The sequence below is a fragment of the Mucilaginibacter sediminis genome (genome assembly GCF_051903035.1).
Taxonomy (GTDB): Bacteria; Bacteroidota; Bacteroidia; order Sphingobacteriales; family Sphingobacteriaceae; genus Mucilaginibacter.
In genome coordinates, this window is the sequence record NZ_CP170602.1 from 67,029 (window position 1) to 93,306 (window position 26,278).

Consider the following 26,278-nt stretch of genomic DNA (forward strand, 5'->3'; position numbering starts at 1 on the left):
AATCCTCTCCAAAGGAGAGGACTTAAAAAATGGGCTAATCAAGAACCCTCTCCTTTGGAGAGGGCAGGGTGAGGCTAAACAGAAGGGAGTATTACTTGCTCCCTTCTGTTTTAACGGGGCTAAGAAACTACATCAATCATGAAAAAAATATTTAGTTTACTAATCGCAGCGGGTATTTTAATAACCGGCTGTAAAAAAGATAATAGTCCTGCAACTCAACCTGTAAAAACAGAAGTGACCACTCCGGATAAGCCCCTCACTGTTGATTCAACCCCGGCAAGCGCGCTAAAAGGGGTTAACTGGGCTTGCGATGGTGATAACTTTAGCGATGGGATATTGGTTTTAAGCGGCCTGGCATCAACCGATAGTTATGCCACCGTATCGGCAAAGGCCGATGCTGTAATATCAGGCCTTCAAACCAACACAGGTGCAAATACGCTGCGGTTGCCGGTAAATTACCCAACAGTATCACAAACCTGGTGGAACTCCTATACAGGAGTAATTGATAAAGCCCTGAGCAAGGGTATGAACGTAATATTAGGTTGCTGGGAGTCAAAGTCGGCTGCGGATGGGGTAATAGATAATACAACCCAGTTTTGGTCTATGTGGCAAACCATCGTCAATAAATATGGCAGCAACACACACGTTTACTTCGAGATATTTAACGAGCCACACGGTTATACTTTAAGCGCGTGGACAACTATTTGCGCGCAATGGCTAAGCAATTATCCATCCATACCAAAAGGCCGCATTTTGGTTAGCGGTACTTCCTACTCGCAGGATATTACTGGCGTTGGGGCCGATAGCCGTTTTAGTGGTTGCTTGTTATCTATACATGATTATACTTTTTTCAGCAACGGCACCAACACCACTGCCGCGCAATGGGAAAGCAGGCTGCGGGGCAATATCGGCAGCTACAGCAGCCGAGCGGTATTAACCGAGTTTGGCGTACCCATGACGGGTGGTAAAAATTACACCGGCGCCATAGGCGGCGATCAGGAAATTGCGTACCTGCAGGGCTTAACCAACCAGGTACGGGCATTTGGCATGGGCAGCGTTTACTGGCCTGGCATCCGCACCGGTGATAGCTATGCCATGGAAACTTTGGGCGGTACAGGTACAAGCCTTACCGTTTCAAACACCAATGCTTCGGGTTTAAGCCGGCTAAAATATTGCTGGGGCGTGGGCGCAGGTGGTACCGATACCTTTTACCCAACAGCTTACTACCGTTTGTTAAACGTCAACAGCGGTTCGGCTTTAGATGTAAATGGCTCGTCGACAGCTAATGGCGCGGGTATAATACAATGGCCGCAAAACGGAGGCAATAACCAGCAATGGATAATAACCAGCAATGGCGGCGGGTACTACAAAGTAACCAACCGTAACAGTACACTGGCACTTGATGTTAACAGCGCATCAACCGCCAACGGCGCAAGCATTATTCAATGGCCGTGGAATGGCGGCAATAACCAACAGTGGCAGTTTACAGCCGTAACCGATGGCGTTTACAAAGTAATTAACCGCAATAGCGGGCTTGTGTTGGATGTTAATGGCGGCGTAACCACCAATGGTGCCGGCATTATTCAGTGGCCATGGAATGGCGGTAATAACCAGCAATGGCAAATTGTACAACAGTAAATTTTAAGTTCTGAGTCTTGAATGTTGAGGTCTGAATTTTGAGTAATGAGTATTTGGTCTTAAGCCGCAAATTTGATTTGTTGTTTTTTGACTCGATACTCATAACTCAACACTTTAAACAAAAAATAATACGGTTACTAAACATGAATATTAAAAACGTCATCTGCTTTTTTTTACTGGTAACGCTTCCGGCGGGTTTGTTTGCGCAAGATAAATCCAGGCCGATATTGTTTAATTCGGGATGGGGGTTCCATAAAGGGGATATTACCAATGGCGATAAAGGCGGCGCAGCCGGTGTTTTATGGAAAGCCGTTGATTTGCCGCACGATTGGAGTATTGAAGGACCCTTTAGTGAGGACTGGGCCAGCGCCACGGGCTATTTACCCGGTGGCATAGGCTGGTACAAAAAGACATTTAACGCCGAAGCCGGATGGCAAGGCAAACAGGTTTACATTTACTTTGATGGCGTTTACAAAAACAGCGAAGTTTGGATAAACGGCCATTACCTGGGCAAGCGCCCCAACGGATTTATTCCGTTTCAGTATGAACTTTCAAAATACCTTAATTACAAGGGACAAAATATAGTAACTGTAAAGGCAGATCATAGTGAGTTTGCCGATTCAAGGTGGTATACAGGTTCTGGAATCTACCGCAACGTTTACCTGGTGGTTAAAAATCCGGTCCATGTGGATCTGTGGGATGTGGCTTTTACTACACCAAAAATATCTGCAGATAAAGCGGACATCAACCTAAAAGTAAACATCAGCAACGGCACAGCAACCCAGGCAGCTATCGGCATTAAAATAAACCTGGTTGATAATACCGGTAAAATTGCCGCAGCTGTACAAAAGCAGGTTAAGGTAAAACCTGGCAAACACGAAACAAGTTTTGATGCCGAAGTATCGTCTCCTCATTTATGGGATGTTGAACACCCGGAACTATACCAATTACAGGTACAGCTAAGCCGCAACGGCAAACAAATTGATGCTGTAAACCAGGCGGTAGGTATCCGCAACATCCGTTTTGATAAAGATCAAGGGTTCTTTTTAAATGATAAAAGTACCAAACTAAAAGGCGTATGTATCCATGACGATGCCGGTGCTTTGGGCGTAGCCGTTCCGCGGGAAGTTTGGGTGCGCCGTTTAAAAATATTAAAAGACGCCGGGGTTAATTCACTGCGCCTGAGCCATAACCCTCACGCCGATTATTTATACGACCTGTGCGATAAAATGGGCTTCTTAGTAATGGATGAAGCATTTGACGAGTGGGAACTGGGCAAAAATAAGTGGGTTAAAGGATGGAATGTAGGCACCCCATCTAAAGATGGCTATCACGAATATTTTAAGGAATGGGCTACTCGCGATCTATCCGATATGGTATTACGTGCCCGCAACCATCCGTCCATTATTATGTGGAGTATTGGAAACGAAATTGATTACCCTAATGATCCATACACCCACGAAGTATTAAACACAGGTAAAAATCCGCAGATTTATGGTAAAGGCTACCTGCCTGATCATCCTGCTGCAAGTGGGTTAACCGTAATTGCCAAACAGCTGGTTAAGACTGTTAAGGCAATTGATACTACCCGCCCGGTTACTGCAGCGCTTGCGGGAGTAGTGATGTCGAACGAGGTAGGTTACCCGGAAGAACTTGATGTTGTAGGCTATAATTACCAGGAGTACCGTTACGCCGATGATCATAAAAAATACCCCAACCGCATTATTTATGGCAGCGAGAACGGCATGCAACGACAGGCCTGGACTGCGGTTGACAGTAACGAATACATATCTGCCCAATACCTTTGGACAGGGATTGACTACCTGGGCGAGGCCGGTAAATGGCCACAGCGCAGCAACGGGGCAGGGCTTATTAACCTGGCCGGCTTTAAAAAGCCCGAATACTTTTACAGGCAAAGCCTTTGGGCTGATAAGCCGATGGTTTTTATTGGCGTCAAGCCTATTACGCAACAGGAAGATAAAGGTATCTGGAGCCACAAAGCCATTGAGCCCGTATGGAACTGGCCGGCCGGCAGTAAAATAAGGGTTGATTGTTTTACCAATTGTCAGGAATCAGAATTGTTTTTAAATGGCAAATCGCTCGGTAAAATTTCACGCGCCGATGCTAAAGGCCAAATACCATCATGGGCGGTTGATTATGAGCCGGGAGAACTACTGGTAAAAGGCTATAATAACGGAATTGAAGCAGCCAGCTACACTTTAAAAACAGCCGGTGAGGCTTCTGATATCAAAATAATTGCCGATGGCACAATATTTAACACCAAAACAAAAGGATTAAGCCAGGTAGAGGTACAGGTTACCGATAAAAATGGAGTCTTGGTAGCTAATGCCGACAATGAAGTTGTGGTAAAGCTAACCGGTCCCGCTAAATTATTGGGATTAGAAAGCGGGAGTACCACCAGTCATGAAAACTATCAGTCAAATACCAGCAAGGTTTTGAAAGGCCGCCTGTTGGCCTATATACAAACAACCGGCAAGCCGGGCAAAACCACCGTGCAGTTTAGCGCTGCCGGGCTTAAGTCTGCATCAATCACTTTAACCACAAAATAGCTTCTATCGTCAACCCTAATAAACAATTGCCTGCATTTTTTTAATTTATGAAATTTTTTAAACTATTAATTTTACCCGTTATTCTACTATGTGGCATCAGCGCGAATGCGCAAATGGCCAAACATACTTTTGCATTAACCGATAGCACATTTTTGCTGGATGGCAAACCATTGCAAATTATATCCGGCGAAATGCATTACCCCCGCGTACCGCGCGAAGCCTGGCGTCAGCGTATGAAAATGGCAAAAGCAATGGGGTTAAACACAATAGGTACTTATGTTTTCTGGAATGTTCATGAACCACAAAAAGGGCATTTTGATTTTACCGGTAATAATGATGTAGCCGCGTTTGTAAAAATGGCGAAGGAAGAAGGCTTGTGGGTTATTTTACGCCCAAGCCCGTACGTTTGCGCTGAATGGGAATTTGGCGGATATCCTTACTGGCTGGAAAAAGAAAAAGGCCTGGTAGTGCGCAGTAAAGAACCGACATATTTAAAAGAATATGAGCAATATATTAAAGAGGTGGGCAAACAGCTTGCCCCCTTACAGGTAAACCATGGCGGCAACGTTTTAATGGTGCAAATAGAAAATGAATACGGATCATACTCCAACGATAAAGATTACCTGGCGCTAAACCGTAAAATGTTTATCGACGCCGGTTTTGATGGACAGCTATATACCTGCGACCCTGAAGCTGCTATTAAAGACGGGCACCTTCCCGGGTTACTGCCGGCGATTAACGGTGTTGATGACGTGGCAAAAGTAAAAAGGCTGATTAAAGAAAACCATGATGGTAAAGGCCCGTTCTTTATTGCTGAATGGTACCCAGCCTGGTTTGATTGGTGGGGAACAAAACACCATACCGTACCTGCAGAAAAATACCTGGGTAAATTAGACTCGGTTTTGGCCGCAGGGCTTTCTATCAACATGTACATGTTTCATGGTGGCACAACCCGTGGCTTCATGAACGGCGCCAACTACAACGACAAGGATCCCTATGAGCCGCAAATTAGCAGCTATGACTATGATGCCCCGTTAAATGAGGCTGGTAATGCTACCGATAAATATAATAAGTTTAGAGAGGTAATCAAGAAACACCTTCCGGCCGGCCAAACACTGCCTGATGTACCAGCTGCCAAACCGGTTATGAACCTTCCGGCCGTTAAGCTCAGCCAAACAACAGGTTTGTTTGATATACTGCCAGCTGCCAAACTTAGCAAAACACCCTTAACTTTTGAAGACCTTAACCAGGCCTATGGTTTTGTTTTGTACCGTACTACCATCAATGGTGGTAAAAAAGGTATCATCAAAGTAAATGGTCTGCGCGATTATGGGATTGTATTTGTAAACGGCAAACGCGTAGGTATCCTGGACAGGAGGCTGAAACAGGATAGCCTGTTAGCTAATTTGCCAAAAGGAAAAGTACAACTGGATATCCTGGTCGAAAATCTGGGCCGTATCAATTTTGGGCCTTATTTATTGAAGAATACCAAGGGTATAACCGAAAATGTAACTTTTGCGGGAACCGAAATAACCAACTGGAAAATGTTTGGTTTACCGTTTGACGATATCAGCAAAATAAAGCCCAAAGCAGGCAAGCTAAGGGCAAATGAGCCGGTAATTAAAACTGGAACTTTTAAACTGGCCGAAGTTGCCGATACCTATTTGGATATGAGTAAATGGGGTAAAGGCGTGGTTTGGGTAAACGGACATAACTTAGGGCGTTATTGGAATAACGGGCCGCAACAAACATTATATTTACCTGCCGAGTGGTTGAAAAAAAGTAACAATAATATTGTAGTTTTAGAACTGATTAAACCGTCGGTAAATGTGATAGACGGGTTGGATAAACCAATTCTTGACCAGCTTCAGTAACTCATCAAATGTTAAAAATATCAGGTAAGCAAAGCAGGCAAAAGCAGGGGTATCTCCTGGTATTGCTTGCTTTTATTGTTTTGGCAGGTTGTAAATCGTCATCCAGCGCCGATAAGCCAGGTGATACATTGTTTCGTTTGCTAAAACCAGAAGAAACCCATGTCGATTTCAGCAATACTTTAACCGAAGGCTTAAATACCAACGTGTTAATGTATGAGTATTTTTATAACGGTGGAGGGGTCGCCATTGGCGATCTGAACGGCGATGGCTTACAAGACCTGTACTTTACTGGTAACATGACCGATAATAAATTGTATTTGAACAAAGGTCATTTACAGTTTACCGATGTTACCGCCGCTGCAGGCGTGGCAGGGCGCCCAGGCCCCTGGAAAACGGGTGTAAGTTTGGTTGACATTAATGGCGACGGAAAAATTGATATTTACGTTTGCTATTCGGGGAAATTAAGCGCCGAAAAAAGAGTTAATGAGCTGTTTATAAACCAGGGGAATGATAGTAACGGCACGCCGGTATTTAAAGAAATGGCGGCAGATTATGGTCTCAATTTTCCCTCTTTTAGCACACAGGCCTATTTTTTTGATTATGACAGAGATGGCGACCTGGATATGTTACTGGTAAACCACAATCCTAAACGCCCAAATAGCATTGACGAGATTACCATAAGCAGTCTCATGAGTAAAACCGACCTTGAGTCGGGCATTAGGTTGTTCCGCAATGATAACGGACATTTTCAGGATATAACCAGCGAGTCGGGTATTGTAAACACTTCGTTATCGTATGGCTTGGGCGCAGGTATTGCCGATATTAATGGTGATGGCTACCCCGACATATACATATCCAATGATTACAATGTGCCGGATAGGCTGTACCTCAATAATAAAAATGGAAAATTTACCGACGAACTGTCCAGACAACTGGGACACACGTCGTTTTCATCAATGGGTAACGATGTAGCAGATATTAATAATGACCTTAGCCCCGATATCTACACATTGGATATGCTGCCGGAAGATAACAAAAGGCAAAAAATGTTATTCGCATCGGATAATTACGAAGCTTTTAACCTTAACCTTAAAGTTGGTTTTTACTACCAGTATATGCGTAATATGTTGCATGTAAATAATGGTAACAACACATTCAGCGAAATTGGGCAACTATCGGGTATATCAAATACCGATTGGAGCTGGGCTCCCTTATTTGCAGATTATGACAACGATGGCTGGAAAGATCTTTTTGTAAGCAACGGTTATACCCGCGATTACACCAACATGGATTTTTTGAAATATGCCGGCGATAAATTAAGCGACAGGCGTGTAATGCGGCAGGATCTTTTGAACCTGGTTAGCCAAATGCCATCGTCGGAAGTAAAGAGTTACTTTTTCAAAAATAACGCCGATCTCACGTTTGCCAACACAAGCGCACAATGGGGGATAACCCAACCATCAAACAGCAATGGCGCCGCATACGCCGACCTGGATAATGATGGCGACCTTGACCTGGTGATTAACAATGTGAATAAGCCGGCATTCATCTACGAAAACCAGTCGGTACAGCAAAATAAAAATCATTACCTGTCGGTACGGCTAAAAGGGTCAAATAAAAACACCGAGGGTATTGGCGCAAAAGTTATAATTTATGCAGCCGATAAAAAGCAATATCTTGAACAAATGCCCACCCGTGGGTATGAATCTACTGTATCGACGGTATTGCATTTTGGCTTAGGCGGAGCTAAGGAACTGGATTCGCTGCGTATTATATGGCAAAGCGGTAAAGCGCAAGTGGTGAAAAACGTCAAATCAAACCAGATTATTACGCTGTCCGAAAAAGACGCGGCAGCACCTTATCTCGCGCAAAATATAGCAGAACCTTTGTTTACTGAAGTGCCATCGCCGGTTAAGTATCATAGCACCATGAGCCTGGTTAATGATTTTAAACGGCAACCGCTGTTGGTTAATCCGCTATCTTACAACGGTCCATGCATGGCCAAGGCCGATGTAAATCACGATGGGCTGGAGGATGTTTACGTAGGCGGCGACAACGGTAGCCCCGGTGCTTTATATCTTCAGCAAAAAGGAGGAGGTTTCACATTAAAAAAAGAAACTGCTTTTGAATCCCGTAAAACCAGTACCGATGCCGCCGCAGTTTTTTTTGATGCCAACAACGATGGCAAGCCCGATTTATATGTATGCGCCGGTGGATACCACAATTATATGCCCGATGATGCTGCTTTACAGGACAGGTTATATATAAATGACGGTTCAGGGAATTTTACGGAATCAACTAATGCCCTGCCTAAAATGACGGGCAGCAAAAGCTGTGTTAAAGTGGCCGATATTAATGGTGATGGGTACCCCGATTTGTTTGTTGGTGGCAGGGTAATACCAGGCCGGTACCCCGAGGCGCCCGAAAGTTATGTGCTGCTAAATGATGGTAAAGGCCATTTTACAGATGCCACAACAAAATTAAATCCTGCTTTGAAAAGGATAGGGATGGTTACTGATGCCGCCTGGGTAGATATGAATGGCGACAACAAGCCCGACCTGGTCGTAGTTGGCGAATGGATGCCAATAACCGTTTTTGAAAACAACAACGGCAAACTCACCGATGCCACCGCTAAGTATTTTGACAAAAAATACACAGGCTGGTGGAACTGTTTAACCGTGAGCGACGTTAACCATGACGGCCACCCTGATCTTATTGCCGGTAACATGGGCCTCAATACACAATGCAAAGCAACCGATAGGGAGCCTGCCGAAATGTATTACAAAGATTTTGACGATAACGGATCAATTGACCCGATACTATGTTTTTACATCCAGCATAAAAGTTACCCTTATGTTAGCCGCGATGAAATGCTTGACCAGATAAGCATGATGCGTGGCCGGTTCCCGGACTATAACAGTTATGCTGATGCAACTATCGACAAGATTTTTACCCCCGAAGAAATGAAAGGAGCAGGGCACCTGTCGGCAAATTGCCTTTCAACCATGTGCTTTGTAAGCAACAACAAGGGTAAACTACACCCAATAGCCTTGCCATTGCAGGCACAGTACGGGCCGGTGTTTACTATAACAAGTTTGGATTATGACAAAGATGGCCAAACCGATCTTTTATTATGCGGAAACATTAACCATGCAAGGGTAAAGTTTGGTAAGTACGACGCCAATTATGGAGTATTACTCAAAGGAAATGGCAACGGAACATTTAACTATTTGCCCCAGCAAAAATCAGGGTTTAAATTACCCGGCGATGTAAGGGCGGTTTTAAAAGTAAATGATTTGTATTTATTTGGAATTAACGGCGTGGGCGTAAAAGCTTACCGGTAATAGTTGTCGATTTATTCCCGACACCGTTACATATATATATATACAGACGAATCCCGGATGCTACTTGCACCCGGGATTTGCTTGTTTAAAGGCATAGCAGTTTAGCCTTCGGCGCTAATCGACCCAATGTGCTCCGGCAGACTCAAAAAAATATCATTTGAGAAAACGAATAGGCGAGGCAGACAGAGGAGGTTGCCGGTTTTATTTTAATGATTTAAAATAGCTGAATTATAAACCGAAGATATTTCAACCTAAAACAGAATGCCGGTTAACGGTGCATTTACAAAAATTTAAATATCCTTTTTCAACCATTAAATTACTTATCCGCATCGCATGCATATCTATAAAAACCTTTTTAGGTTATTTTTAACCCTCGCTGTTTTGTTTGTTACCAATTTGCCCGGTATAGCCCAGGTGAAACAGCAACAAAAAAACTATTCGCAAAAACTACTTTCTGGTTTTAAAATGCCGCCCGATTCTATCCAAACCAGTATATACTGGTATTGGATGTCGGATAATATCTCGAAACAAGGTGTTATTAAAGACCTCGAATCAATGAAGCGGGTAGGCATCAACCGGGCCTTCATTGGCAATATCGGTATTCCCGAAACTCCATATGGCAAAGTGAAATTATTCTCGGCCGAGTGGTGGGATATCATGCATACCGCGTTAAAAACCGCCACAAAACTCGGAATTGATATCGGCATTTTTAATGGTCCCGGATGGAGCCAGTCTGGCGGCCCCTGGGTTAAGCCGGAACAGGCCATGCGTTATCTTACATCATCGGTAAAACAGGTAAAAGGCCCATTCGTTTTTAAGGGGAAATTGAATAAACCTGCCGATCAGTTCCAGGATGTTAAGTTGTTAGCCTATCCAGTATCCCAGGATAATGATTTAACAATTAGTGATTTAAAGCCCGTAATTAGTGCCCAGCCATCAATGGATAATATTACCAATATCATGGATGGCAATGAAAACACTGTTCTGGAACTTCCCGACAGTAAAACATTTACTGTTGATATAAAAGCAGGCACTTCATTTACCGCTCGGGGCCTAACTATTTACCCGGCCAAAACTGCCATGCGTTTTGAAGGCGACATCCAGGCAGATATCAATGGCAACTACCAAACTATTAAACATTTTGTGGTTGACAGAAGCAATAGCGAACTTAACGTGGGCTTTAGCCCCTACGGGGCAGCAGGCGTATCAATACCAGCCACCACGGCCAAAAACTTCAGGATAGTCTTTAATAACGAAAGCCAGCACAGTGCCATTGCCGAACTGAAATTATCCGCATCGCCGGTGGTTGAGAATTATATCGAAAAAACGCTGGCTAAAATGTTCCAGACACCTTTCCCGTATTGGAAAGAGTATCAATGGCCCGTGCAGCCGGCCGTTGATGCTGCACGCTACGTGATAGACCCGCAAAAAGTGATTGACATTTCAAAATATCTTGCTGCCGATGGTACTTTAAAATGGAATGTTCCGGCAGGTAACTGGGTAATTATGCGTAGCGGGATGACACCTACCCAGGTAACCAATGGCCCCGCATCGCCGGAAGGCAGGGGGCTTGAAACTGATAAGATGAGCAAAAAGCACATTGCCGAACATTTTAACGCCTTTTTAGGCGAGATTCTGCGCCGCATACCGGCTGCCGACCGCAAGAGTTTTAAGGTAACTGTTGAAGATAGCTATGAAACCGGCGGCCAAAACTGGACAGACGGATTAACCGATAAATTTAAATCATCGTTTGGCTACGATCCAACTCCCTACATCCCAGTAATGAGCGGTAACGTGGTGGGCAGCCAGGATATGTCTGACAGGTTTTTATGGGATATGCGCCGGTTTATTGCCGACGAGGTTGCCTATCAATATGTTGCAGGTTTAAGGGATGTTAGCCACAAAAATGGCCTTACTACCTGGCTGGAAAATTATGGTCACTGGGGATTCCCTGGCGAATTTTTGCAGTATGGAGGCCAGTCAGACGAGGTAGGTGGCGAGTTTTGGAGCGAGGGCGACCTGGGTAATATCGAAAACAGGGCGGCATCGTCATGCGCGCATATTTATGGCAAAAACAAAGTATCGGCCGAATCATTTACCTGCGGCGGCGGAGCATATTCGCGCTACCCGGCTGTAATGAAACAGCGTGGCGACCGCTTTTTTACCGAAGGCATCAACAATACATTACTCCATGTTTATATCGAGCAGCCCTATGAGGATAAGATACCGGGCGTTAACGCAGGCTTCTCCAACGAGTTTAACCGGTTAAATACCTGGTTTTATGATATGGATATGTTTGTCCAATACCTTAAACGCTGTGGGTATATGTTACGCCAGGGTAAATACGTAGCTGACGTTGCCTATTTTATTGGCGAAGATGCACCTAAAATGACGGGTATCCGCGATCCTGAACTGCCCAAGGGTTATTCATTTGACTACATTAATGCCGAGATATTAAATGAACGTGCAACTGTGGCGAATGGTAAACTGGTATTGCCAGGAGGTATGGCCTACAAAATACTGGTGCTGCCTAAACTGGAAACCATGCGGCCGCAATTGCTCAAAAAAATAAAAGAATTGGTAGGGCAGGGGTTAACTATTTTAGGGCCTGCGCCAAAACGGTCGCCCGGTTTGCAAAATTATGGCCTTGCAGATGTTGAGGTTAAAAAAATAGCCGCCGAACTTTGGGGAGATATTGACGGGGAAAAAATAAAAAAACATACCTATGGCAAAGGCTTGGTGATTAATGGACTGGATATGCAACAGGCGCTTAACCTGGTAAATGTTATACCCGATTGTAAATTTAATAAAGCTGATGAAGCCTTGTTTATCCATCGCAAACTTGACAATGGCGACATATACTTTGTATCAAACCAAACCAGTAAAGAAGTTGATTTAAATGCCACCTTCAGGGTTCATGGAAAACAGCCCGAGCTATGGGATGCGGTAACCGGAGCGGCCCGCGATTTGCCTTCATTCAAACAAACAGGTAGTGTTACTGAGCTGCCACTTAAACTATCGGCCAATCAAAGTGCATTCATTGTTTTTCGTAAAGAGAGTAAAGCTGGTAACGAACCTAATGTTGATGTTAACTTTCCCGAAGGAAAAAGTGTAGTTAAATTAAATACGCCATGGACTGTAAAGTTTGACAGTAACAGATGGGGGCCTGCCAAACCGGTAGTTTTTGATAAACTTACCGACTGGACTGAAAGGGCCGAAGATAGTATAAAATACTTTTCAGGACATGCCGCATATCATAACACCTTTAAAGCTTCTAAACCTGTAAATGGTCAGCATTTAATACTTAACCTGGGCGCTGTTACAGCAATGGCTAAGGTAAAGATAAATGGGGTAGATGTAGGTGGCGTTTGGACAGCCCCCTATCAGCTGGATGTTACCAAAGCCATTAAACCGGGTGTAAATACCATTGATATTACCGTAGTAAATACCTGGGTTAACCGCTTGATTGGCGATAGCAAGCTGCAGGCCGATCAAAGAAAAACATGGACTGTGGTAAACCCTTATAACGAAAATAGCAGGTTACAATCATCTGGGCTTACAGGCCCTGTAACAATAAGTTCAGTGAATTATTAATAATGGATATTTTCTGGAATAATAGATGGCTTGATAGTTGAAATCAAGCCATGATAAACTTAACGTTTATTAAAGTGATAAGGTTTAGGTTTATAAATCACTATCGGGTTGGTTAACTAACTTGCCCCTTTAGTTTCTTTATGATGCTAAATTAGTGTTAAACCATAAGCCCCGCAATACTGAAAAAGGGGTATATCATATAGCGCGAAATTTGTTTATGGCTTCCACTTTATTTTGTACCTGCAGCTTGGTATAGGTATTGCGTATGTGCTTTTTAACGGTACCTGTGCTAATATCAAGTTTGTCGGCTATTTCTTTGTATTGAAGGCCGCGCGCCAGGTGGTTAAGTACTTCTATTTCTCGTTCCGTTAGGTTTTCGGTAGCAGTGGCTTGTTTTGGCCTGGCGTCGTTAAATGAAGCAATTACTTTACGCGATATATAGGCACTCATGGGTGATCCGCCCGCTGCAATTTCGGTAATCGCGTTCCTTATCTCGTTGGCCGATGATTCTTTGAGTATATAACCTGTAGCGCCGCTTTTAAGCGATTCAAAAATGTGGGTGTTGTCGTCGTTTATAGTACACATCAAAAACTCGGCCTTGGGCATCACTGGTTTTGCCCGCCTGATGAATTCTATGCCCGACATGCCTTCCAGGTTTATATCAACAATAAAAATATCCGGCTTAAGCACGTCTATTTTTTTTAATACAGTTTCGGCATTGGTGTATGATCCCATCAGGCTTACGCCGCTCATATCATGAATAATTTGTTCCAGGCCACGCCGGTAATGTAAATTATCTTCTAACAAAATTATCTGGAGCATGCTTGCGGTAAATGTAAAATGCTAATATCCTAAAATTATCCTTGATTAAAATACCTATTATGGCCACCATTTAAAGGTTCAGTTTAAGGCTAATGGATGTGCCCTTGCCAGGAGCGGTGTCAATTTTTAAATCGGCATTCAACCTTTTTGCGCGTGCATAAATGTTACGGATGCCCATGGTTTCGTGTTTGCGTACATCGGGCACAAAGCCCCGTCCGTCATCCCGGATGCTAATATGCAGCCGGTTTTTGTAAAGGCTAATTGCCAGGAACGCGTTTTGTGCGTTGGAATGTTTAATAATGTTGTTTAAAACCTCTTTCACCAGTAGGTATACCTGCCGTCTTTTTTCGCCGCTAATGGCAATAGTGGTTTCACCAACCGAGATACTTTCCTGTAGGCTGATGTCGCTGCTGTCAAATAATTTAATAGCTTGTTTATGTATAAAATTAGCCAGGCTGCCTACCTCATCATTTTCAACGTCAAGGCTCCAGATAATTAACCTCACCTGGGTAGATATATCGGTAATGGCCTCATGAATGGCATCTATTTCTTTAAAAACCGGTTGGTTGGTTACTTTCCGGCTCAGCATTTCGGTTTGCAGTTTTATGCCCGATATACTTGCCCCCAAATCATCATGCACTTCGCTGCTGATGCGCTGGCGTTCACGTTGCAAAGCAAGTGCGTTTTCATAATCCTTTTTTTGTAATCCAATGATAGACAGGTAGTATTTTCGTATAAGCAAAAAGCTTATAAATATAGCGCCTGTAACGGCAATAACTTGCAGCCACAGTTGCTGGTACCATAACGGCATTACAGTAAATTGAAAAACAAGTGGACGGCTTAATTGGTTAAAACGATCGGCGGCTACCGCTTCTAACTCGTAATGGCCGGGTGGCAGCAGGTCAAACCGCTTCTCTCCGGTTGGCGCAGCTGCCCAATTTTTATCAACATCTTTGAGCCTGAACCTGTATTGTATTTTACCCATGCTTTTGTAGGATAAGGCAACGCAATTAAACACAACCGGCTTGCCATAAGTGAAACTGCGTTGTTTTCCGGGTATGCCATCATCAAGCAATATTGGCCTGGGCAAGTTGGTATTCCATAAATTTTGAGTAACAGCTATGCCCTGATCGGTAGCTATGTAATAATCATTTCCATGGCGAACTACATCGGCAACATTATCTGACGGAAGCCCATTACTGGTATTTAACCGGTTTACCCGGTAAGTTTGGTAATTATTGTTAAAGTTAATGATACTTACACCATTGGCCGTGCATGCCCATAGTGTATTAGCGTCTGTCCATATCAGTTTGCGGATGTTGCCCGATGAAATAGCAGGTGAGGTAAATTGGCTAATGACTTTACCGGTTAACAGGTAAACCCCTTTATCTTCGGTGCCTATCGCGCATACCTGTCCATTAGATGCCAGGCATTTTACAGCATTTATTCCTTTATCTGCCAGTATTCGCACATATTTAAAGTGGCTCGCGTTAATTGGGGGGACCATTTGATATAGTCCATAAAGTGAGCCTATAAGGATGTGTCCTTTATGGCAGGTGATGGATGTTGTGCGTATAAGGTCGAAAGGATACCCGATGATATGTTTAAATTGATTTGATACTACACAAAGCGTCGATTGCGTAAGGAAATATACTGTATCGGGCCGCTCGATAATGCCCTTTACCGGCCCATTTATATATGACACAGGGCGCCAAAATGGAGGGTTGGTATTTAATAAATCTAACCTGAATATGCCATTATCAGTACCAATCACAAGCCTATTACCGGTAATTGGCAGCAAGCTGGTTACCCGGTTAAAATCCGACCGGTTTTGTTTTAAATACAAGGTGCCTATCGAGGTGTTTTGATTAGCGCCAAGTTTCATATAGCTCAACCCGGTTAAAATGTGCCCTGCAAAAAGGTAACCACCGGCTATGCCCAGTTTTAAAACGTTTTCATTTATAAGGCCGCTTTCTTTATTGATGACTTTTACTTCGGGATTGGTACTTAAAAAAATACCGCTTTCATAGGTACCAAACCATAAATTATTTTCTCGGTCAATAAGCGTAGATGTAGTAATTTGATTGTTAAGGTAATTTTTCCGCTCGCCGGTAATGTAGTTAATGATGTATGTGCCCTGTTTTACCGTTGTAACAGCAAAAGTATTTTTACCTGTAAGGTAAACCGATGTTACATTGCCGGTAAAATTGATTTGATTAAGGGGGATGATTCCGTTTTTTTGATATTGATAAACGTGTACCCAATCTTTAGATATCAGCAACAAATGATTTTGTTGTAAGGCCAATCTATATGGCTTGGTATTGGTATTGGCTGTTATATAACTTAAATGCGCAGTGTCAAGTTCGTTTTTAAGTACGGCGAGGTCATTTTTAGATAGAATAATCCTTTCTCCTTCAGCGCCGTAAATACAGTTGCCCTGTTGTTGGCCCTGGTGATTCCGGGATACTAATTCCGCAAAACGATAAACTTTGGTATTAAGCTCATAATTTACACAAAGTTCATTGAAACGGTTAAAAAACAGGTTGGCAAATGGCGATACGAAAATTTTTTGAGTTGAAGCAAGCTTGTGTATAAGCCCGTTTTCGTAGTAACAAACCCGATAGTTATTACAGTAAAAAAAAATCCGGTGGTAATTGTCTTCGGCTACCCGGAAAACCTCGTTACTTTCAAGCCCATCGGTCGTTGTGAAATTTTTGAAGTGCTGCCCATCAAACCGGCTCACGCCCTTATCTGTGGCTATCCAGATAAAGCCTTTGCTGTCCTGCATTAAATAGTTAACCTGCGAGCCGGGAAGGCCGTCGCTTGCTCTATAGTTTTTTAAATAAACTACCTGGTACGGCGTACTTGCGTATACGCCTGTGATTAAAAATTGAAGTAGCAGTAAAAGTTTTAGAGTATGACTTCTTAGGAACATTTTATTATCTATTATGTATGGCCACCATTTAAAGGTTCAGTTTAAGGCTAATGGATGTGCCCTTGCCAGGAGCGGTGTCAATTTTTAAATCGGCATTCAACCTTTTTGCGCGTGCATAAATGTTACGGATGCCCATGGTTTCGTGTTTGCGTACATCGGGCACAAAGCCCCGTCCGTCATCCCGGATGCTAATATGCAGCCGGTTTTTGTAAAGGCTAATTGCCAGGAACGCGTTTTGTGCGTTGGAATGTTTAATAATGTTGTTTAAAACCTCTTTCACCAGTAGGTATACCTGCCGTCTTTTTTCGCCGCTAATGGCAATAGTGGCTTCACCAACCGAGATACTTTCCTGTAGGCTGATGTCGCTGCTGTCAAATAATTTAATAGCTTGTTTATGTATAAAATTAGCCAGGCTGCCTACCTCATCATTTTCAACGTCAAGGCTCCAGATAATTAACCTCACCTGGGTAGATATATCGGTAATGGCCTCATGAATGGCATCTATTTCTTTAAAAACCGGTTGGTTGGTTACTTTCCGGCTCAGCATTTCGGTTTGCAGTTTTATGCCCGATATACTTGCCCCCAAATCATCATGCACTTCGCTGCTGATGCGCTGGCGTTCACGTTGCAAAGCAAGTGCGTTTTCATAATCCTTTTTTTGTAATCCAATGATAGACAGGTAGTATTTTCGTATAAGCAAAAAGCTTATAAATATAGCGCCTGTAACGGCAATAACTTGCAGCCACAGTTGCTGGTACCATAACGGCATTACAGTAAATTGAAAAACAAGCGGACGGCTTAATTGGTTAAAACGATCGGCGGCTACCGCTTCTAACTCGTAATGGCCGGGCGGCAGCAGGTCAAACCGTTTTTCGCCCGATGGCGCAGCTGCCCAATTTTTATCAACATCTTTGAGCCTGAACCTGTATTGTATTTTACCCATGCTTTTGTAGGATAAGGCAACGCAATTAAACACAACCGGCTTACCATACATAAAATTACTCTGTTTTCCGGGTACGCCATCATCAAGCAGTATTGGCCTGGGCAGGTTGGTATTCCATAAATTTTGAGTAACTGCTATGCCCTGATCGGTAGCTATATAATAATCATTTCCATGGCGTACTACATCTGCAACGTTATCTGACGGAAGCCCGTTACTTGTATTTAACCGGCCTACCCGGTAAGTTTGGTAATTATTGCTAAAGTTAATGATACTTACACCATTGTCCGTGCATGCCCATAATGTATTAGCGTCTGTCCATATCAGGTTGCGGATGTTGCCGGATGAAATAATAGGCGCGTTAAACTGGCTAACGGCTTTATCAGCCAATAAAAATATGCCTTTATCTTCTGTCCCTACCGCGTATACTTCATAGTTAGATGCTATGCACTTTACAGAATTTATTTCTTTATCGGCAAATATGCGCTCATATTTAAAGTGATAGCTGGTTATTGGGAGTGTAACTTCATATAGCCCATAAAGAGAACCTACAAGAAGGTATTTTTTTAAACATGCTAATGATGTTATCCGGATAGGAGCAAATTCGTAACCGAATTTGGTTGATAACATTCCAATACCTTTGGTGTTAAGATAGTAAACTGTATCGTGCTGGTATGCGATTCCTTTTATCGGTCCACCGGTATAAAAAGCGGGGTGCCACGATGGCGGATTGTTGTTGGAAATATCTAACCCAAACATCCCATTATCAGTGCCAATCATTAGCCTATTGCCAGCAATTGGCAGCAAGCTGGTTACCCGGTTAAAATCCGACCGGTTTTGTTTTAAATACAAGGTGCCTATCGAGGTGTTTTGATTAGGGTTAAGTTTCATATAGCTCAACCCGGTTAAAATGTGCCCTGCAAAAAGGTAACCACCGGCTATGCCCAGTTTTAAAACGTTTTCATTTACAAGGCCGCTTTCTTTATTGATGACTTTTACTTCGGGATTGGTACTTAAAAAAATACCGCTTTCATAGGTACCAAACCACAAATTATTTTCGCGGTCAATAAGCGTAGATGTAGTAATTTGATTGTTAAGGTAATTTTTCCGCTCGCCGGTAATGTAGTTAATGATGTATGTGCCCTGTTTTACCGTTGTAACAGCAAAAGTATTTTTACCTGTAAGGTAAACCGATGTTACATTGCCGGTAAAATTGATTTGGTTAACGGGGATGATCCCGCTTTTTTGATATTGATAAACGTGTACCCAATCTTTAGTTATCAGCAATAAATGATTTTGTTGTAAGGCCAATCTGTATGGCTTGGTATTGGTATTGGCTGTTATATAACTTAAATGCGCAGTGTCAAGTTCGTTTTTAAGTACGGCGAGGTCATTTTTAGATAGAATAATCCTTTCTCCTTCAGCGCCGTAAATATAGTTGCCCGGTTGTTGGCCCTGGTGATTCCGGGATACTAATTCCGCAAAACGATAAACTTTGGTATTAAGCTCATAATTTACACAAAGTTCATTGAAACGGTTAAAAAACAGGTTGGCAAATGGCGATACGAAAATTTTTTGAGTTGAAGCAAGCTTGTGTATAAGCCCGTTTTCGTAGTAACAAACCCGATAGTTATTACAGTAAAAAAAAATCCGGTGGTAATTGTCTTCGGCTACCCGGAAAACCTCGTTACTTTCAAGCCCATCGGTCGTTGTGAAATTTTTGAAGTGCTGCCCATCAAACCGGCTCACGCCCTTATCTGTGGCTATCCAGATAAAGCCTTTGCTGTCCTGCATTAAATAGTTAACCTGCGAGCCGGGAAGGCCGTCGCTTGCTCTATAGTTTTTTAAATAAACTACCTGGTACGGCGTACTTGCGTATACGCCTGTGATTAAAAATTGAAGTAGCAGTAAAAGTTTTAGAGTATGACTTCTTAGGAACATTTTATTATCTATTATGTATGGCCACCATTTAAAGGTTCAGTTTAAGGCTAATGGATGTGCCCTTGCCAGGAGCGGTGTCAATTTTTAAATCGGCATTCAACCTTTTTGCGCGTGCATAAATGTTACGGATGCCCATGGTTTCGTGTTTGCGTACATCGGGCACAAAGCCCCGTCCGTCATCCCGGATGCTAATATGCAGCCGGTTTTTGTAAAGGCTAATTGCCAGGAACGCGTTTTGTGCGTTTGAATGTTTAATAATGTTGTTTAAAACCTCTTTCACCAGTAGGTATACCTGCCGTCTTTTTTCGCCGCTAATGGCAATAGTGGTTTCACCAACCGAGATACTTTCCTGTAGGCTGATGTCGCTGCTGTCAAATAATTTAATAGCTTGTTTATGTATAAAATTAGCCAGGCTGCCTACCTCATCATTTTCAACGTCAAGGCTCCAGATAATTAACCTCACCTGGGTAGATATATCGGTAATGGCCTCATGAATGGCATCTATTTCTTTAAAAACCGGTTGGTTGGTTACTTTCCGGCTCAGCATTTCGGTTTGCAGTTTTATGCCCGATATACTTGCCCCCAAATCATCATGCACTTCGCTGCTGATGCGCTGGCGTTCACGTTGCAAAGCAAGTGCGTTTTCATAATCCTTTTTTTGTAATCCAATGATAGACAGGTAGTATTTTCGTATAAGCAAAAAGCTTATAAATATAGCGCCTGTAACGGCAATAACTTGCAGCCACAGTTGCTGGTACCATAACGGCATTACAGTAAATTGAAAAACAAGTGGACGGCTTAATTGGTTAAAACGATCGGCGGCTACCGCTTCTAACTCGTAATGGCCGGGCGGCAGCAGGTCAAACCGTTTTTCGCCCGATGGCGCAGCTGCCCAATTTTTATCAACATCTTTGAGCCTGAACCTGTATTGTATTTTACCCATGCTTTTGTAGGATAAGGCAACGCAATTAAACACAACCGGCTTACCATACATAAAATTACTCTGTTTTCCGGGTACGCCATCATCAAGCAGTATTGGCCTGGGCAGGTTGGTATTCCATAAATTTTGAGTAACTGCTATGCCCTGATCGGTAGCTATATAATAATCATTTCCATGGCGAACTACATCTGCAACGTTATCTGACGGAAGCCCATTACTGGTATTTAACCGGTTTACCCGGTAAGTTTGGTAATTATTGTTAAAGTTAATGATACTTACACCATTGGCCGTGCATGCCCATAGTGTGTTTGCATCTGTCCATATCAGTTTGCGGATGTTGCCGGATAGTATAACAGGCTTATTAAATTGACTTATTTTTTTGTCATTCAATAAAAAAAAACCTTTTTCTTCGGTACCCACTGCGCATACCTCCCCGTTAGATGCCATGCACTTTACAGCATTTATTCCCTTATCGGCCAGTATACGTACATATATAAAGTGATCATCATTAATTGGGAACGCAATTTGATATAGTCCATAAAGCGAGCCCACAAGCAGGTGCCCTTTTCGCCATGCCAGGGATGTTACGCGTATAGGTTCAAATAGGTTCCCGTTTAATTTTTTGAGTTGATTTGATAGATTGCCAAGAGAAGATTGTGTAAGGAAATATACCGTATCGGGCCGTTCAAAGATACTTTTTATAGGGCTATCATAATACAGTACGGAATGCCACGATAACGGGTTGCTGTTTGATACATCTAACCCGAATATCCCATTATCTGTACCAATCATAAGCCTTTTGCCGGAGATTGAAAGCAAACTGGTTACCCGGTTAAAATCCGACCGGTTTTGCTTTAAATACATGGTGCCTATTGAGGGATTTTGATTAGCGCCAAGTTTCATATAGCTCAACCCGGTTAAAATGTGCCCTGCAAAAAGGTAACCACCGGCTATACTTAGTTTTAAAACGTTTTCATTATCCAGACCGTTTTCTTTATTGATGACTTTTACTTCGGGATTAGTACATAAAAAGAAACCACTGTCATAGGTGCCAAACCACAAATTATTTTCGCGGTCAATAAGCGTAGATGTAGTAATTTGATTGTTAAGGTAATTTTTCCGCTCGCCGGTAATGTAGTTAATGATGTATGTGCCCTGTTTTACCGTTGTAACAGCAAAAGTATTTTTACCTGTAAGGTAAACCGATGTTACATTGCCGGTAAAATTGATTTGATTAAGGGGGATGATTCCGTTTTTTTGATATTGATAAACGTGTACCCAATCTTTAGATATCAGCAACAAATGATTTTGTTGTAAGGCCAATCTATATGGCTTGGTATTGGTATTGGCTGTTATATAGTTTAAATGCGCGGCCCCAAGTTCATTTTTGAGTATGCTAAGGTCATTTTCAGATAAAACGGCCTCTTCACCACTTGCACCATATATATAGCTGCCGGGCCGTTGTTCCTGATGTTTTCGGGACTTTAATTCCTCAAAACGATAAATTTTGGTATTAAGCTCATAATTTACACAAAGCTCATTGAAACGGTTAAAAAACAGGTTGGCAAATGGCGACACCGAAACCTTTTGAGTTGAAATAAGCTTGTGTATGAGCCCGTTTTCGTAGTAACAAACCCGATAGTTATTACAGTAAAAAAAAATACGGTGGTAATTGTCTTCGGCTATCCGGAAAACCTCATTGCTTTCAAGCCCATCGGCCGATGTGAAATTTTTAAAATGCTGTCCGTCAAATCGGCTCACGCCCTTATCTGTGGCTATCCAGATAAAGCCTTTGCTATCCTGCATTAAATAGTTGACCTGCGAGCCGGGAAGGCCATCAGCTGCGTTGTAGTTTTTTAAATAAACTACCTGGTACGGGGTGCTGGCGTATACACCCGATAATAAAAATTGAGTAAATAATAAAAGTTTAAGAAAAGGGGTTTTTAGCGGCATTTTATTACTGTATCAACTTAACATCAGCGCTTTCATACAATTACGTGCAGGCACAATTTTGCGCGGTTGTATTACCTGATAAATATAAAATAAATAGCCAATAATCAATATTACTTCTTAATATTAAGCAAAACGGTCTCTAAACATTTATTATATTGCCATCCCTTAATTATGAGACCGCAATGAACAAATTGCCCGATTTGGAACTGAAAATTCAAGCCGAGATTGATAAAATACACGCCGTTGCCAACCTACTGCCGGGTGTAACCATTATACACCGGATGCCCGATTTTAAACTGGAGTATATGTCCCAAAATGGGTTAAACCAATTGGGAATAACTTTAGCTGAGCTCAGGAGTTATTCTACCCCTGATTATACTGCAAAATATTTTAACCCCGAAGACGCAGAAACTTATGTGCCAAAGGTAAAAGATATGGTTGAAAGAAATACCGACAATGACATCACCTTTTTTCAACAGGTAAAAATAAATAATAGCCCGGATTGGGTATGGCATTTAAGTACTATGAAAATTTTAATGCGCAATGATGAAGGCCTTCCCTTACTTGTGATTAATATGGCTTTTAAAGTTGATCCCATTCAGCACGTTACGGCCAAGGTGGAGCGGATGCTGGAAGAAAATATCTTTCTGCGTAAGAATTTCGGAAAGTTCTCCAACCTCACCAAACGCGAGTGTGAAATTTTGCGCCTGATGGTACTGGGCAAAAGCTCGCCCGAAATTGCCAGTCAATTGTTTATAGCTGCAGGCACCGTCGATACACACCGCAAAAACATCAAGCACAAATTAGGGGCAAATTCATCTTTTGAATTATCGCAATACGCGCGGGCTTTTGATTTGATATGAGCGCCGGCAACAGATTACAAAGACAGACGGGCTGCATAAACCTGTTATTCAATATGATAATAACGTAACTGTGGTTTCTTGATTCAAAATCGAAAAGAATAAAGGCTGACGAAAAGACTTGCTTAGTCAATTTTAAGCGGCATAGCCATCAAGCTACACCATTAAAATCAATATTGTAGCCCGGCTTAAAAAATTGCACCCCTAATCCAAAGCTATAGGATGTATTTTATATTGCTCTTCTTGGCCTTTTGGCTTTTGGCGTGTCGTCGGCAGGTCTTTTATAGCTGCTGTTACTTTTGCCGTAGCTGCTACCGCTACTACTACTACTACTACTGCGGTTAGTATTACTGCTATAACCTCCGAAACTCCTTTTGGGTGGTGGCGGTTTTACTGCATTTTCTTCGTTTATTTTTACATTCAGCGTCCTGTCGCCCATGGGGGTACCATCTAAGGCAATTACTGCGTTTTCAGCACCTTCACGGTCCTTCATCTCTAAAAAGGCATAACCTTTACAAATTCTCGTTTTTTTATCCCGTACTATTTTAATCGTACTCACTTCCCCGTGCAAGTTAATTATCTTAACCAGATCAAGTTCTGTCATGTCCAAAGGGAATCCGCCGACAAATAATTTCACCATTAGCTTTAATGCTTTATTTAGATTTAAAGTTACTCATTAACCAACGAATATCGGTTTCGTTTTATATTATTAGCTAAAAAAAAGAATTTTTTTTTTGAACGAGGCGGCGTATCGGAGCTTATCAAATCAGAAACTATTGGTTAACAGCAGGTTTACCAGGCTTTCGTCCTCAAAATTGTTAAGCTTAAAATGTAAAAGCTTCATCGCCTACGCTGTAAACCGGCCTGGAAAGCCAAAGATTAACTTGAAATTCCCGTTCGTCCCCAAACGGCTGCGCCTATGTATTTTCGCTTTATATTACCAAATAGTTTTTGTTGGTTTGTTAAGCCAGACAAGACAACAGTGAAACAGCAAAAAAGCATATCGTTATATTGGTCATGCCAGCTCATTGGCTGGTCATTAGCTGGTTTGTTCTGGGGATTTTCGGCCTGGATGCAAATGTTTACCGGCGGCCATAGCGGGCAATATAGTTACACGCTTGCACTGTTTCATTTTGGGTTTGATCTTGGTATTGGCATCCTGATTACCCATGCTTATTATCGCTTTGCGCATAATTTTAACTTCACCCGTTTAAAATTGCAAAACATGCCTGTGCGCCTTATTCCGGCGGTGCTTTTAATGGGTATATGCTACATGTTGCTGGTTACTGTTAAACTGTACGTAGCCCGCTATTATTTTACATTTGCTTACAGTGAAAGCTTCGGGATGTTTTTTCGTCAAAATTACCTGGTGCTGTTGGCTACCGGTATTAGGCTTATGGCCATTTGGGTGCTGGCTTTTCACCTGTACCATTATGCCCTGATGGAGATTGGCACGGCCACCGATAATGCCCGTTTACAGGTAGTTGCCCGCGATGCGCAAATGCAGCAACTATCGGCACAGCTTAACCCGCATTTCTTTTTCAACTCCCTCAATAGTGTTAAAGCATTAACAGCTATCAACCCGGTAAAAGCCCGGCGCGCGATAGATTTACTGTCCGATTTGCTGCGCGCCACTTTGTATGGCAGCAATGCAAAGCTTATATCCTTACGTGACGAGGTTAATTTGGTTAATGATTACCTGGAGCTTGAAAAGATCCGTTTTGAAGAAAGATTGCAATTTACCGTTGATATGGAAGAGGGGACAGAACACTGTTTGATACCGCCGTTAAGTATCCAAACTTTGGTTGAAAATGCTATTAAACATGGCATTGCACATCAGAAAGCGGGAGGCGAAATTAAAATAACTATCAAAAATACCGACGGGGAAATACGCATTGCCGTTTTAAACCCCGGCCGGCTCTCTGCTGCGGGTAACCAGCATGGCCTTGGTTTAAAAAATCTAAAAGACCGTTTACTATTGCAATATCAAAACCAGGCCAGTTTTGTAATTGAGGAGGTATATGGCGATAAAGTTTTATCAACCATCATTTTGCCTGCATTATGAAAAAGATAAAGATAATTATTGTGGACGACGAACGGCTTGCCCGCGAAGAGGTAAGAACAATGCTGGGCTATTATGATGATGTTGAAATTGTTGCCGAGGCGGCAAATGCCGATGATGCAAAGCTTTTAATACAAGAGCATCAACCTCAAATGATATTCCTTGATGTGCAAATGCCCGAAAAATCGGGATTTGATTTGTTGGAAATGCTGGATAGTGTGCCCGAAATTATTTTTACTACCGCCTTTGATCAATATGCTGTAAAAGCGTTTGAAGCTGACGCCCTCGATTATTTGGTAAAACCTATCCGTGATGAGCGTTTTGCCAAAGCTATGGAAAAGGTGAGGGTTAAGCTAAACACAACCACGGATAACAGGCAGATTTTTATAAAAGATGGCGGCAAATGTTATCTTTTAAAGGTAAATGAAATTCACCTGATTGAATCGATGGATAATTACGCGGTATTATATTTTGGTGATAAAAAAACGTTCCTGAAACGCTCACTAAACCTGATGGAAGAAAGGTTGGACGCCGCAACGTTTTTCAGGGTAAACCGGGCACAAATCATCAACCTGAACTACATCGATCAAATTAGCCATCTGCCGGGCGGAAAGCTGAGCATCAGTTTAAAAACCGGGCAGGTAGTTGAAGTGTCGGAAAGGCAATCCGTAAAGTTTAAGGGGAAGCTGAAGGCTTAAAGCCCGATGTAAGGAATAGGTGAAAGGATAAAACTGAAAGGCAAAAGGCCGGATTGTAATTAATTACCAATAAATAACAACTGTTAATACAAAAAAGCTTTCTGCTT

The 26,278-nt window shown here is 42.5% G+C and carries 13 protein-coding genes; 8 read left to right on the plus strand and 5 right to left on the minus strand.

The window, feature by feature from the left end; translation table 11 throughout:
• Positions 1 to 138: 138 nt before the first annotated feature.
• From ACFGVS_RS00280 to ACFGVS_RS00300, 5 genes are all read left to right on the plus strand, one after another.
• Positions 139 to 1,638 (plus strand): RICIN domain-containing protein, encoded by a 1,500-nt coding sequence (locus ACFGVS_RS00280; protein WP_439696955.1) that lies wholly within the window; start codon positions 139 to 141, stop codon positions 1,636 to 1,638.
• A gap of 143 nt (positions 1,639 to 1,781) precedes the next feature.
• Positions 1,782 to 4,208 carry a glycoside hydrolase family 2 TIM barrel-domain containing protein gene (locus ACFGVS_RS00285; protein WP_439696956.1) on the plus strand — a complete coding sequence of 809 codons (2,427 nt, stop codon included), beginning with the start codon at positions 1,782 to 1,784 and terminating at the stop codon, positions 4,206 to 4,208.
• Between the two features lie 47 nt (positions 4,209 to 4,255).
• On the plus strand, positions 4,256 to 6,082 hold the full coding sequence (locus tag ACFGVS_RS00290; protein ID WP_274208742.1) for a glycoside hydrolase family 35 protein: 1,827 nt from the start codon (positions 4,256 to 4,258) through the stop codon (positions 6,080 to 6,082).
• A gap of 8 nt (positions 6,083 to 6,090) precedes the next feature.
• Entirely contained in the window at positions 6,091 to 9,426 is a 3,336-nt protein-coding gene (locus tag ACFGVS_RS00295) for a VCBS repeat-containing protein (protein WP_439696957.1), read from the plus strand.
• A 333-nt stretch (positions 9,427 to 9,759) separates the two neighbouring features.
• Positions 9,760 to 13,020, plus strand: coding sequence for a glycosyl hydrolase (locus ACFGVS_RS00300; protein WP_439696958.1), 3,261 nt, complete (start codon positions 9,760 to 9,762; stop codon positions 13,018 to 13,020).
• 195 nt (positions 13,021 to 13,215) lie between these two features.
• On the opposite strand, the gene ACFGVS_RS00305 is transcribed toward ACFGVS_RS00300, so the two are convergent.
• The 4 genes from ACFGVS_RS00305 to ACFGVS_RS00320 form a co-directional block, all read right to left on the minus strand.
• Positions 13,216 to 13,842 carry a LuxR C-terminal-related transcriptional regulator gene (locus tag ACFGVS_RS00305; RefSeq protein WP_090653089.1) on the minus strand — a complete coding sequence of 209 codons (627 nt, stop codon included), beginning with the start codon at positions 13,840 to 13,842 and terminating at the stop codon, positions 13,216 to 13,218.
• Positions 13,843 to 13,912: 70 nt separating this feature from the next.
• A complete protein-coding gene (locus ACFGVS_RS00310) occupies positions 13,913 to 16,777 on the minus strand; it encodes a sensor histidine kinase (protein WP_439696959.1) in 2,865 nt (954 codons plus the stop codon).
• A gap of 28 nt (positions 16,778 to 16,805) precedes the next feature.
• The gene (locus ACFGVS_RS00315) at positions 16,806 to 19,658 is read right to left on the minus strand and encodes an ATP-binding protein (protein ID WP_439696960.1); all 2,853 of its coding nucleotides are present in this window, start codon (positions 19,656 to 19,658) and stop codon (positions 16,806 to 16,808) included.
• Positions 19,659 to 19,686: 28 nt separating this feature from the next.
• Complete coding sequence (locus ACFGVS_RS00320) at positions 19,687 to 22,551, minus strand: ATP-binding protein (protein WP_439696961.1); 2,865 nt, start codon at positions 22,549 to 22,551, stop codon at positions 19,687 to 19,689.
• Between the two features lie 182 nt (positions 22,552 to 22,733).
• Here ACFGVS_RS00320 and ACFGVS_RS00325 point away from each other — a divergent pair, with 182 nt between their 5' ends.
• The gene (locus tag ACFGVS_RS00325; protein WP_439696962.1) at positions 22,734 to 23,414 is read left to right on the plus strand and encodes a response regulator transcription factor; all 681 of its coding nucleotides are present in this window, start codon (positions 22,734 to 22,736) and stop codon (positions 23,412 to 23,414) included.
• 226 nt (positions 23,415 to 23,640) lie between these two features.
• Here ACFGVS_RS00325 and ACFGVS_RS00330 read toward each other — a convergent pair whose 3' ends face one another.
• Positions 23,641 to 24,051 (minus strand): RNA recognition motif domain-containing protein, encoded by a 411-nt coding sequence (locus ACFGVS_RS00330; RefSeq protein WP_439696963.1) that lies wholly within the window; start codon positions 24,049 to 24,051, stop codon positions 23,641 to 23,643.
• Between the two features lie 342 nt (positions 24,052 to 24,393).
• Here ACFGVS_RS00330 and ACFGVS_RS00335 point away from each other — a divergent pair, with 342 nt between their 5' ends.
• Together ACFGVS_RS00335 and ACFGVS_RS00340 are read left to right on the plus strand one after the other, a co-directional pair.
• Positions 24,394 to 25,476 carry a sensor histidine kinase gene (locus ACFGVS_RS00335; protein ID WP_439696964.1) on the plus strand — a complete coding sequence of 361 codons (1,083 nt, stop codon included), beginning with the start codon at positions 24,394 to 24,396 and terminating at the stop codon, positions 25,474 to 25,476.
• Positions 25,473 to 26,171, plus strand: coding sequence for a LytR/AlgR family response regulator transcription factor (locus ACFGVS_RS00340; RefSeq protein ID WP_439696965.1), 699 nt, complete (start codon positions 25,473 to 25,475; stop codon positions 26,169 to 26,171). Before ACFGVS_RS00335 ends, ACFGVS_RS00340 begins: the two co-directional genes overlap by 4 nt.
• Positions 26,172 to 26,278: the final 107 nt, after the last annotated feature.